Source organism: Halomonas sp. AOP25-F1-15 (assembly GCF_052378675.1).
Lineage (GTDB): Bacteria > Pseudomonadota > Gammaproteobacteria > Pseudomonadales > Halomonadaceae > Vreelandella > Vreelandella casei.
Map to the genome: position 1 here is coordinate 99,066 of NZ_JBQSXV010000009.1, position 11,917 is coordinate 110,982.

Sequence of the window (11,917 nt, forward strand, 5' to 3'; positions counted from 1 at the left end):
TATGAGTCAAGCACGCCAACAGCTGGCTGAGCAGCTTGCAGAGGCCGTTTCTCAAGCCCTGCACGAAGACTTAACGCATCACGAGCGGGCCTTGCTGGTGGTGTCGGGTGGCTCCACGCCGTTGCCTTTTTTTACGGCACTGGCGGCGAAGCCACTGCCGTGGGCGCGCGTAGACATCACGCTTGCCGATGAGCGCTGGGTAGACGAACACAGCAGCGACAGCAACGCCAAGTTAGTGCGTGAGCACTTGTTGCAAGGCAACGCCGCGGCCGCCACTTTTTTACCGTTAACCTGTGATGCAGAGACCCCAGAGGAGGGCGTGGAGCATGTTGCTAAGCAGGTTGCTTTGCTTGCTTGGCCAGCTAGCGCGGTGATTTTAGGCATGGGCGGCGATGGCCATACGGCCTCGCTATTCCCCGACAGCCCTGAGCTTACGCTAGCGTTGGCGACAGACGAGCCGCTGGTAGCGGTAAGGACGCCAAGCCAGTTGCAGCCACGAATTACCTTTTCAGCGGATCGCTTACATCAAGCGCGCCGTCATTTCTTGCACATTACCGGTGAAGATAAGCGAGCCGTGCTGGCGAAGGCCTTAAATGGCGATGATGTTCGCCAGCTGCCTATCCGAGCCTTTTTGTCTTGTCCACTAGCGATTTACTGGGCGCCTTAACGCTTCGCGCTTAGCCATCCATCGGCCGGGCAATAACAGATTTTTTTGGAGACTCGCACATGACCATTGAAAAACAATTACCGTCAACCCGCACCGCTGAGCTTGATAGCATCTGCCTAAAAGCCGAAGTTATTCCGGTGATTACCGTTGAGCGCTTGGAAGACGCCGTGCCGCTTGGGCGTGCTTTGGTCGAAGGCGGTTTGACCGTACTTGAAGTCACGTTACGTACCGACTGCGCGCTAGAAGCGGTTAAACGCATGCGCGAAGCATTACCGGGTGCCAGCATTGGCGTTGGCACGGTGCTAACACCGGCGCAGTATCGCCAAGCCGAGCAGGTGGGGGCTGACTTTATCGTGACGCCGGGCGCGACAGAAGCGCTGTATCGTTATGGCATTGAAAGCGCAGTGCCAATGTTGCCGGGTGTGTCGACAGTGTCTGAACTAATGACCGGCTGGCAGTACGGCTATCGCCGGTTTAAGTTCTTCCCGGCAGAATCTAGCGGTGGCGCTAAAGCGATCAAAGCGTTTGGCGCCCCTATTCCCGAAGCACGTTTTTGTCCCACCGGTGGTATCACGGTAGATAACGCCGATGACTACCTGTCGCTGCCCAACGTAATGTGTGTCGGTGGCTCCTGGCTAACGCCGAAAGCCATGGTAGAGGCGGAAGACTGGGATGGTATTCGTGAGCTGGCCCGTCAAGCGGCCGAGCGTTTTCACCACTAATCAGGCTGCCTCGGCGGGTAGCCGCTAGCGAAGCAACACGCGCCCTAACTGTTTTAAATAACTGTTAGGGTTTTTTTATGGCTTCGTGACGCCTGTTGATCGCTTTGACGCGGATTTAAGACCAAAGACTTATTACTAAGTTATATTTAGCTCGTCTAAAATGATAGCCGATATGTCTGACATTTTGAGTGCGCATCGATTGTGACGTGCGCATCACTGATAACGATGATGAGGTGAGCCCTATGCACGCGTTGACCCTGGCGTCTTTTCTGTTCTTTACAGGATTTGTCGCCTTTATCACTTGGCGAATCACCCGCCGAGATGACCACTCGAGTACCAACGGCTACTTTCTAGCGGGGCGTACCCTAACGTTTCCACTGATCGCCGGTTCATTGCTGATGACCAACCTCTCTACCGAGCAAATGGTAGGGCTCAACGGTGCGGCCTTCACCGATGGCTTGAGCGTCATGGCTTGGGAAGTCGTGGCGGTTATCGCGCTGGTGGCATTAGCACTGTTTTTCCTGCCACGCTTTTTGAAAAGCGGTATAGCAACGCTGCCGCAGCTGCTTGAAATTCGTTTTGATAAAGATACACAGCTGATTACCAACATTATTTTCCTGCTTGCTTATGCTGTTATTCTACTGCCAATCATCCTTTATTCGGGGGCGATAGGGCTGCAGGGCATGCTTGATCTGCAGGGGTTAACCGGCATTGAGTCTTCCACGACGCTGCTTTGGTTAACGGTCTGGATCGTCGGCATCATCGGGGCCGTGTATGCACTGTTTGGCGGGCTGCGCACAGTCGCAGTCTCTGACACTCTTAACGGGGTCGGTCTATTAATTGGTGGTTTTGTCATCGTCTATTACGGTCTGCAGGCTGTGAGCGGTGGCACAGGCATTATGGAAGGCTGGAGCATTCTTAAAGAGAGTGACCCTGACAAGCTTAATTCGATTGGCGGCGGTGATCAGCAGGTGCCGTTCTTCACGCTGTTTACCGGCGTATTCCTGATTAACTTGTTCTATTGGAGCACCAACCAGCAGATTATTCAGCGTACCTTTGCCGCGAAAAACCTGGCTGAAGGCCAGAAAGGCGTTTTGCTCACCGGCTTATTTAAGCTTCTAGGTCCGCTTTATCTGGTACTTCCAGGGATTATTGCTTATCACCTTTATGCCGATCAGGGCGTGCGTGCTGATGAAGCCTATGGGCACTTGGTGTTTAACGTATTGCCGCCTTACTTAACAGGTTTTTTCGCCGCGGTAATGGTAGGGGCGATTTTGTCATCGTTTAACTCGGCACTTAACAGCACGACGACTATTTTCAGCTTAGGCATCTATAAAGGTGTGTTTAACAAAGAGGCCACTGAAGCGCAGATCGTAAAATCGGGCAAGGTGTTTGGTTGGATCATGGCGGTTCTTACCATGATCATTGCGCCGCTGCTTGCAGGTCAAGAGAGTCTGTTTGGCTATCTGCAGAAGATGAATGCGATCTATTTTATTCCCATTCTGGCCGTCGTGCTGGTGGGGTTACTGACGAAACGCGTTCCTCCCATGGCGGCTAAAATCGCGCTGGTGGGTGGCTGCTTGCTGATTGCTGCCGGCTACTTTGTACCGCCCTTTAACTTGCTGCCACAGGTCATGAACGAGTTCCACTTTGTGGCGTTGGTGTTTGTGCTATTGGTGGTGACGATGCTAATTATTGGTAAGCTGCGTCCCCGTGAGACTGACTGGGTACAGGAGCATACCGGTGATGTTGACCTAACGCCGTGGAAAGGCGCGGTACCCGCTGGTATCGTTTTGGTGGTGTTAGTGATCGTGATGTATATAAGCTTTGCGGGTTAATGGTGGTATCGAGTAACTAGAAAATCAGATACTTCAGCCGCAACATCAAGGCCCCGCTAGCATATGCTGGCGGGGCCTTCGCGTTATATCAGGCGTAGCGGCAGCTCAGCCAAACCGGCAATGCCGGTGTCTACCGCGTAAAGTGAACCAGCGGTCGGTTCCTGGGCAAGCTGTGCGGCACTAAAGCCTTCCTGGGCCGTGGTGATGTATAGCGTTGTAAGGTTAGGACCTGCAAACGCGGGGCAGGAGGGCTGGCTGACGGGAAGCTCAACGCGAGCAATGATCTGACCCTCATGATCAAGGCGAACCACCTGGCCTGCCCCCCAAAGCGCGAGCCACAGGCAGCCTTCGCTGTCCATTACGGCGCCGTCTGGGTTGCCCAGTACAGATGAGAAATCAGCCCAGGGCACTGGCTCACCCGTTGGCCATCCATCGCGATCTAGCGCCCAGCGCATCACTACGCCGGCAGCGGTGTCGGTAAACCAGGCGAACTCGCCGTTTTCAGAGAAGCAAATGGCGTTGGGAACTGTCAGGTTCGAGCGTAAAAGTGTGAGCTGGCCGCGATGCAGGCGATAAAGACTGCCTGCGCCTTTTTCGGCAGCCTTACCCATGCTGGAAAGCCACAGGCTGCCATGGCGATCAACCCGCGCATCGTTGCTGCGGGTAAGTGGGTTATCGGCTTCGAAGTCACAAAATGTTTCTACGCTGCCGCTGCTAGGGTCGAAGCGGCTTAAGCGATTTTCACCCACTAACAGCAGTCCGCCTTCTTCAAGGGGAGTGGCTAGCGATACCCTATGATCAAGCGGATAATAGCCGCTATCCCCGCTGCGAGGGGATAGCCAGTGCAGCTGTTTTCCAAGAATATCGCACCAATAAAGGCGCTTATTTTTAGCGTCCCACTGCGGACCTTCACCTAATGTGCAGCGGCAATCAACCGCTAACTCTGCCTGCCACGTTGCAACATGCATGCCTGCGCCCATTGTTGTTAGCTCCCCTTATTGTTCTCCTGCCAACCACGCATCGGCAAGGGCTTGCGCCTGTTGCCCCACCTGGGAAGCGCTTTGGCCAGGCTTGTATAGCGCGCTGCCCAGGCCTGCACCGTCAACGCCAGCGGCGCGCCATTGGGCAAAATTATCGATGCCTACTCCGCCTACCGCATATAGCAGAGTGCCTGCCGGTAGCACGGCGCGAACGGCTTTCATGCCCTCTAAACCTACCTGAACGGCGGGGAATAGCTTAAGCCCCGTGGCGCCTGCTTCTAACGCATCGAAGGCTTCGGAGGGCGTGACAATGCCCGGCCAGCTTGCCATGCCAAGCCGATGGGTTTCTTCGATGACCGCTGGCTGGCAGTTAGGCGATACAATCAAGCGCCCCCCAGCGGCGTGGACGTCGCGCACTTGTGCCGGCGTCAGCACCGTGCCTGCGCCAATCACCGCGCGATCGCCAAATGCATCGATCAATCGGCGGATGCTTTCCAGCGGGCTGGGGGAGTTGAGCGGCACTTCGATTTGCGTAATGCCCGCCGCCAGCACCGCTGCCGCGATATCAACGACTTCATCGGGAGTTACACCGCGTAAAATACCAATCAGAGGCAGCGTCATAGCCAATCTCTCCTTACGTTAATTGTTGCAACCTTAAGTATGCCGATAGTGGTCCAAGCGATTCGCGCGTGCATCAAGTCTTCAGCGCTTGATGCGCAAGGCGTAAACCTGCGAGTACGGCCGTATCGCCATCCACATACTGTGTTTGATAGCCGATAGCATTCAGGGCCAGCGTATAGCGCTGACAAAGCACCTGATTGCCAATCAGAGTAATGGGCTCAGACGCCGGACATGCGTGACAAGCGCCTGAAAGCTCCAGTCCGATAGTCAGTCCTGAAAGCCTTGCCGCGAGTATTGCCGAGCGCGCCTTGCCTAGTGGTAAGGTGCCGTCGAGTAAGTCTTGCGCGCGTAGGCCAAAAAGGCGGCTGCTAAAGGTGGCTGGCGCTTTATGGATCTCGCTGACTGCCGCTATAAACGCGTCGCGGCAAGCCGAATCGTTTAAGTCGTCGCTACCAATAGAGTGCTGTAGAACCGATTGGCGTGCCAGCAGCTGATACGTTTCGCCGGTTAAATAGGTAGTAAATTGCGTGACGGCACCGGATGCCAGCATCGCCCATTTGGCGTGAGTACCGGGCAGGCATGCAAGGCCCGAAAAGCTGGCGTTATCGGCCACCAGGCCCGCCAGTTGGGTTTCTTCGCCGCGCATGACATCAAAATGAGCGGATGCGCTGCGAGTTTGACTCAAGCCAGGCAGCAGATGCACGCGCAGCCGGTCGTTAGACAGCGTAGGGATCACAGCGCCCTGGCTAAGCTGATCAAGGCGCGTGGGCACCGGCAAATAAGCGGCTTCCCGCCACCCTTGTCGAGCCCCGGCCATACCGCACACCATTACGTTGATCTGGCCGCTGTCGGGCAGCCAGTCAGCTACCAGTCGGTGCAGCTCTGCTTCGTACTCATCGGCCTTTAACGACAGCATGCCTTTTTCACTACTGGCATGGGCAATCACGTGGTCGTGCTTATCCAGCCCCCAGGCGCGCAGGTTACTGGAGCCCCAGTCCACGGCAATCCAAGCTAACTGAGGCGCTATTTCTGCAGCGGTTGTTTTCATTTAATTAACCTCATGCTCACCACTCTGCAATAGAGCCGTCTTCGTGCGTCCACACCGGGTTGCGCCAGCGATGGCCAACCTTGGAGCGCTCCTCAACGAACTCTTCGTTGATTTCCACGCCAAGCCCTGGACCTTGGGGAATCGCGCAGAAACCGTCTTCAATGGCGAGAGCTGATTTATCAACCAGGTAGTCGAGTACATCGTTGCCCTGGTTGTAATGAATGCCCATGCTTTGTTCTTGAATAAAAGCGTTGTGGCTCACCGCGTCCAGCTGGAGCGAGGCGGCTAATGTCAGCGGGCCAAGCGGGCAGTGTGGCGCTAGCGCCACATCGTAGGCGGATGCCAGGGCGGCAATTTTAAGACCTTCGCTGATGCCACCACAGTGCGAGATATCGGGCTGAATGATATCAATCATGCCATCAGCGAGCAGGTCGCGAAACTGAAAACGCGTGTGCAGGCGCTCACCCGTCGCCAGCGGATAACCCAAACCTCCTGCAATATCTTTCAAGCAGGGCAGGTGTTCCGGGGCAACCGGTTCTTCCACAAACATCGGGTGGAAGGGCTCTAATTCGCGTAGCAGCGCTTTGGCCATTGGCCGATGTACGCGGCCGTGAAAGTCGATACCAATGCCTACATCAGGGCCCACGGCATTGCGGGCTTCTGCGACCCGGGCCACGGCTTCGTCGACCTTGCGGTGCGAGTCAACAATCTGCATCTCTGGTGTGCCGTTCATTTTGAACGCGGTAAAGCCTTTTTCGACCAGCGCTTTAGCACCCGCACCTACATCGCTTGGGCGATCGCCACCGGTCCAGGCGTACATGCGCATCTTGTCGCGCACGGCACCACCGAGTAGCTGGTGAACAGGCACACCCAGATTGCGACCTTTAAGATCCCATAGCGCCTGGTCGATCCCCGCGATCGCACTCATTAGAATCGGGCCGCCGCGATAAAAACCAGCGCGATACATCATGTTCCAGAGATGTTCGATGCGGTGTGGGTCTTGGCCAATCAGATAGTCAGAAAGCTCATGCACGGCGGCTTCAACCGTGGCGGCGCGACCTTCTACGACGGGTTCGCCCCACCCGTAGCAGCCTTCGTCAGTCTCGATCTTCAGAAATAACCAGCGCGGCGGAACCTGCCAGGTCTTGAGACGGGTGATTTTCATATTCAATCTTCCTCTTAATGATTAACTGACGATGCCAAGATCGATAGCCGTACGGCGAAGGACTTCGCGCGCTGCGGACTCTGCGGCGTTGATGTCTCGGTTGCGTATCGCTTCAAGCACCTGGCGATGGCGTGAAAGGCTGTCGTCTAAGGTACCTGTGCGGTCTTGCGAGCCCCAAACAAGGGCCATGATAGAAGGGCGCAGCAGATGCCCCATTTGCCGCCAGACGAGATTGTGAGTAGCCCGGTAGGTCGCATCGTGAAAGGCGACGTCGTACTCGGCATGCTGGCCACGTAAATCAGTGCTGGCAGCGGTTTTTTCCATACCGGCAAAGGCGCTTTCAAGGCGTTCAAGATCTTCAGGTAGGGCTGCCTGAGCCGCTAGCCCAGCCACCATGGGTTCGGCTGAGTAGCGAAAGGCATAGATGGCGCGTACTAACTGCGGGTCAATGTTGACCAGGCCTGTCATCCACTTGCTCATTAGCGGATCGAGCAGGTGCCAGTCACCCATTTCGCGAACCAACGTGCCACGGCCTGCCGTGCGCTCTAATAGCCCCGCCGAGGTGAGAGTGGCTAGTGCGTTGCGCACCTGATTACGGCTAACCGCAAAGTGCCTAGCGATATCCAGTTCGCGGGGAAAGGCGTCGCCCGGCTGCCAACGGCCTGCTAGCAATGCCTGCGCCAGTAGGCGTGCTAAATGTTCGGCACCACCTGGGTGGGGCGGCAGGGTGTCCAGCGTCATGGCGCGTCTCGTTAATAACCGTATTTAGCCCAGTTTATTAAATGTCTGACATTTCCACAACCAAACGGCTTTAGACATAAGTCCTAGTTGACTGGGCGCTAGGCACCACGGGGAAGAGCGCGTAAGAGCATGGGTGTTAGCAACAGTAAAACGGCGCACCTGATGCAGGTGCGCCGATAGGTTAATGCTTGGATAGGGATGCTAGATAATATCCGCCCGGGTGGGTAGCGCTGCATAGGAGCCTGGCCGGGTCACGGCAAAGGCACCACAGCGGCATGCGGTATCGACTGCTTGGGCAAGAAAGTTGCTATCGCGCTGCCAGTTTTCGTGAATGCCGTGAGCGGAGAGTTCAGCCAGCAGACCACCGATAAAGGCGTCGCCCCCGGCGGTAGTGTCAATGGCGACAACGTTGGGTGGCGCAATGCGCTGATCAATATCGATGCCCTTGAGTACGACGTCGTTGGGACCATCGGTGATCAAAACAATTTTCACTCCCGCCGCTAGCCGTTGGGCTAGCCACGCTTCAGCGTCATGATCGGCACGCAGGTAGTCAAGCTCTTCCTGGGAGAGCTTGAGTAGCTCGGCGCTGTCGAGCAGCTGTGTGACAAGGCTGATATCCGCCGACCCCTCAGGCCACAGGTTGTGGCGTAAGTTGGCGTCTACGCTGACCAAACAGCCTGCCCGCTTAGCCATGGTGGCTATCGCAAGGGTGACGGCGGCGATGTCGGGGTCGGTAAGGCTGTTACTGCAGAGATGCAAAATGGCGGGGTTCTCGAAAATGCCCGCGGGTAGGTGCTCAAGGCGGTAAAGCAAGTCCGCGGCGGGCGGGCGGTAAAAATCAAACGTGCGCTCGCCAGCCTCATCACGGGAAACAAAAGCCAGCGCCGTGCGTGCTTGCTTTGTGAATACTACGCCGCCCGTGTCTACGCCGTGGCTATTAAGCTCTCTCACCAGAAAATGGCCAAACGTATCATCGCCCAGCATGCCTAAAAACTGGCTGGGCACACCTAAACGTGCGCAGGCGACGGCGACATTAGCGGGGGCACCACCGGCATAGGGTGTGAAGGTTTCCTGGGAAGCCGTTGAAACCCCTAAGCGATTGGAGAGCATATCAACGAGCGCTTCTCCAAATGCGATGACTGGCGTCATAAGCTGCCTCTTATTGAATTTGTTAGAAAACTTCTTCGTTATATAGCGCTTCTGCGGCGCCCAGCAGACCTGTCCAGGGGGCGGTAACCACCCATATGGGGATATCCGCATTATAAGCACCTATGCGGCCTTTGTTCGCAAAGGCTGTACGTAGCTCGCTTTTCGGCAGCCATTCCAGCAGCCGTGGAAGAATGCCGCCACACAGATAAACCCCGCCGCGCGCGCCCATGGTTAACGCGGCATCGCCACTAACATCGCCTAAAATCTTAAGAAAACGCAGCAGGGCAGCGGTGGAAAGGCTATCACCTTCATTGGCAGCTGCTGTGACGTCGGCAGGGGTCGTCAGGCGCGGCTCGACACCTTCAATAACGCAGTAGGCTTGATAAAGCTCTAATAAGCCCTGACCGCAAAGTAGGCGCTCAACGCTAATACGCGAACGGCGTTGCTTAAAAATATCTAAAATCGCGCGTTCTGTATCGTCAGTGGGGGCGAAGGTAATGTGACCGCCCTCTGTTGGCAGAGGAATCCAGGCATGTTGACCGGGAAACACGCCAGCAACGCCTAACCCTGTGCCTGGCCCGATGACTAAGCGGGTTGAATGCGCTTGGGGGTTCCCAGGCTGGATCTCTACCAAATCACCTGCCGCCACGTGGGGCACGCCCAGCGCCTGAGCAGTGAAGTCGTTAATGACTTTAAATAGCGATAAGTTCAGCGCTTGCTGAACGTCACCTTTCATAAAGTCCCAGTGGTTGTTCGTCATTTTGACCCGCTCAGCGTGAACCGGGCAGGCGAAGGCTAAGCATGCTTCTTGAGGTGCGCCTGCAGCGCTAACGCCTACGCGATTCAGGTAGTCTTGAATCGCGTCTACTACGCCGGGGTAATCGGCGCAGGGCAGGTTTAAAATATCGCGTGGGGCCATTTCACCCGGCGGCACCAGCGCAAAGCGTGCGTTGGTGCCGCCGATGTCGCCGATTAATGCCGGTCGCATCAAGCATCCTCTTGTGAAATGTGCTCCTGCTGGCGAGCGAGATCATCGGCTTCAAACCCACCAAATACCCCGGCGCCTTCTTCGCCGCGCATGGCCAAATGGCGGAAGCCGCCAAACAACTCACGACCCATGCCTACGTGGTAATGATCTAAATTGGCGACCACCAGCTCACGTTTCGCCCAGATAGCGGGATCAACCTTTGCTTCTAACGTGCCTGCATTCGCATCTAAGCGCACGATGTCGCCATCGCGCAGCTTGGCCAGCGGGCCGCCATCCAAGGCTTCAGGGCTAATGTGAATAGCGGCAGGTACTTTGCCCGATGCGCCTGACATTCGTCCGTCGGTCACCAACGCTACTTTGTGGCCGCGGTCTTGCAGCACGCCTAAGAACGGCGTCAGTTTATGAAGCTCTGGCATGCCGTTGGCTTTGGGGCCTTGGAAACGTACTACGGCAATAACGTCACGATCCAGTTCGCCTGACTCAAATGCACCTTTCAAATCGTTTTGGTCTTCAAATATTTTGACCGGTGCTTCTACAATGCGATGCTCTTCTGCCACCGCCGACACTTTGATCACTCCGCGACCCAGGTTGCCTTTCATTACCGTCAGGCCACCAGTGGGTGCGAACGGCGTTGCGACAGGGCGAAGAACGTCTTCGTCAAGGCTCTTCTCAGGGCCTTCGCGCCAGACAATTTTGCCGTTATCAATGAAAGGCTCTTGGGTATAGGCGGTTAAATCGGTGCCGAAGACAGTAGGAATATCGCCATGAATAAGGCCTGCCGCTAACAGTTCGCGGAACAGGTAGCTCATGCCGCCCGCGGCCTGGAAGTGGTTGATATCCGCTTGGCCGTTGGGATAAACCTGCATCAGGCTGGGCGTCACTGCGGAAAGCGCCGTGAAGTCGTCCCAGTTAAGGGTGATTCCAGCAGCAGCGGCCATCGCGATCAGGTGCAGCGTATGGTTGGTCGAGCCGCCCGAGACCAGCAATCCCACCAGGGCGTTAACGATAGCGCGTTCATCAATCTGTTTATAGAACGGACGATAGTTGCCGCCGGGCTCAGTATTGCGAATGGCTTGCTCGGTGGCGTAGCGGGTCAATGCTTCGCGCATGTCGCTGCCAGGATTAACGAACGACGTGCCCGGCAGGTGTAGCCCCATCATTTCCATCATTAGCTGATTGGAGTTTGCGGTGCCGTAAAAGGTGCAGGTGCCGGGGCTATGGTAAGAGTCGGACTCGGCTTCAAGCAGCTCCGCTCGGCCCACTTTACCTTCTGCGTAAAGCTGGCGGATACGCGCCTTCTCTTTGTTGGGCAAGCCGCTGGGCATTGGGCCTGCGGGCACAAACATGGCAGGCAGATGCCCAAAGCGCGCCGCGCTAATAAATAACCCAGGGACAATTTTGTCGCACACGCCTAAATAAAGAGCGGCATCAAACATATTGTGTGACAGGCCAATGGCTGCAGACATCGCAATCACGTCGCGGGAGAACAGCGACAGCTCCATACCTGGCTGGCCCTGGGTAACGCCGTCACACATCGCCGGCACGCCGCCGGCAAATTGAGCGGTCGAGCCCATGTCACGCGCGGCGGCTTTAATAGTTTCAGGAAAAGTTTCAAACGGCTGGTGCGCTGAGAGCATGTCGTTGTAAGACGAAATAATGCCCAGGTTCGCGCTGTTCATCAGCTTAAGCTCGCCCTTATCACGCGGGTTGCAGGCGGCGAAACCGTGAGCCAGATTACCGCAGCTAAGCTCGCCTCGATGCACACCACGCTTGTGCTGGTCAGCCATGCGCTGCTCATAGAGAGCACGACGTTCGGCAGAACGCTCACGAATGCGCTGGGTGACTTCGGCAACAATGGGGTTTAATGGGGCAGGTGTTGAACTCGGCATAGTGACCTCTGCATGATAGAGACGGTGTGTGAGACTTGTAGTTATTTTACATTCTTTGGTGTCGATATAAGAGACTTTACGGCAATAAAAACACTGTTTGTAGTTTTAT

The 11,917-nt window shown here is 55.9% G+C and carries 11 protein-coding genes; 3 read left to right on the forward strand and 8 right to left on the reverse strand.

Annotated elements, in window-relative coordinates:
* Window position 1: 1 nt before the first annotated feature.
* The 3 genes from pgl to ACT3TF_RS15960 all read left to right on the forward strand — a co-directional run bounded on the left by pgl (window position 2) and on the right by ACT3TF_RS15960 (window position 3,227).
* Window positions 2-667 carry a 6-phosphogluconolactonase gene (pgl, locus tag ACT3TF_RS15950; RefSeq protein WP_444672519.1) on the forward strand — a complete coding sequence of 222 codons (666 nt, stop codon included), beginning with the start codon at window positions 2-4 and terminating at the stop codon, window positions 665-667.
* A 59-nt stretch (window positions 668-726) separates the two neighbouring features.
* The gene (locus ACT3TF_RS15955; protein ID WP_096279391.1) at window positions 727-1,389 is read left to right on the forward strand and encodes a bifunctional 4-hydroxy-2-oxoglutarate aldolase/2-dehydro-3-deoxy-phosphogluconate aldolase; all 663 of its coding nucleotides are present in this window, start codon (window positions 727-729) and stop codon (window positions 1,387-1,389) included.
* Between the two features lie 242 nt (window positions 1,390-1,631).
* The gene (locus ACT3TF_RS15960) at window positions 1,632-3,227 is read left to right on the forward strand and encodes a solute:sodium symporter family transporter (RefSeq protein WP_444672520.1); all 1,596 of its coding nucleotides are present in this window, start codon (window positions 1,632-1,634) and stop codon (window positions 3,225-3,227) included.
* Between the two features lie 83 nt (window positions 3,228-3,310).
* On the opposite strand, the gene ACT3TF_RS15965 is transcribed toward ACT3TF_RS15960, so the two are convergent.
* From ACT3TF_RS15965 to edd, 8 genes are all read right to left on the reverse strand, one after another.
* The gene (locus tag ACT3TF_RS15965) at window positions 3,311-4,195 is read right to left on the reverse strand and encodes an SMP-30/gluconolactonase/LRE family protein (RefSeq protein ID WP_444672521.1); all 885 of its coding nucleotides are present in this window, start codon (window positions 4,193-4,195) and stop codon (window positions 3,311-3,313) included.
* A 27-nt stretch (window positions 4,196-4,222) separates the two neighbouring features.
* Window positions 4,223-4,828 carry a 2-dehydro-3-deoxy-6-phosphogalactonate aldolase gene (locus ACT3TF_RS15970; protein ID WP_444672522.1) on the reverse strand — a complete coding sequence of 202 codons (606 nt, stop codon included), beginning with the start codon at window positions 4,826-4,828 and terminating at the stop codon, window positions 4,223-4,225.
* Window positions 4,829-4,901: 73 nt separating this feature from the next.
* The gene (locus tag ACT3TF_RS15975; RefSeq protein ID WP_444625684.1) at window positions 4,902-5,876 is read right to left on the reverse strand and encodes a 2-dehydro-3-deoxygalactonokinase; all 975 of its coding nucleotides are present in this window, start codon (window positions 5,874-5,876) and stop codon (window positions 4,902-4,904) included.
* A 16-nt stretch (window positions 5,877-5,892) separates the two neighbouring features.
* Window positions 5,893-7,041, reverse strand: coding sequence for a galactonate dehydratase (gene dgoD / locus ACT3TF_RS15980; RefSeq protein ID WP_444672523.1), 1,149 nt, complete (start codon window positions 7,039-7,041; stop codon window positions 5,893-5,895).
* Window positions 7,042-7,062: 21 nt separating this feature from the next.
* Window positions 7,063-7,782 (reverse strand): FadR/GntR family transcriptional regulator, encoded by a 720-nt coding sequence (locus ACT3TF_RS15985; RefSeq protein WP_444672524.1) that lies wholly within the window; start codon window positions 7,780-7,782, stop codon window positions 7,063-7,065.
* Window positions 7,783-7,983: 201 nt separating this feature from the next.
* Window positions 7,984-8,931: a carbohydrate kinase family protein gene (locus ACT3TF_RS15990; RefSeq protein ID WP_444672525.1), complete on the reverse strand. Its 948-nt coding sequence runs from the start codon at window positions 8,929-8,931 to the stop codon at window positions 7,984-7,986.
* 22 nt (window positions 8,932-8,953) lie between these two features.
* Window positions 8,954-9,919: a glucokinase gene (gene glk / locus ACT3TF_RS15995; RefSeq protein ID WP_096279405.1), complete on the reverse strand. Its 966-nt coding sequence runs from the start codon at window positions 9,917-9,919 to the stop codon at window positions 8,954-8,956.
* Window positions 9,919-11,808: a phosphogluconate dehydratase gene (gene edd, locus ACT3TF_RS16000; RefSeq protein WP_444672526.1), complete on the reverse strand. Its 1,890-nt coding sequence runs from the start codon at window positions 11,806-11,808 to the stop codon at window positions 9,919-9,921. Before edd ends, glk begins: the two co-directional genes overlap by 1 nt.
* Between the last annotated feature and the right edge of the window lie 109 nt (window positions 11,809-11,917).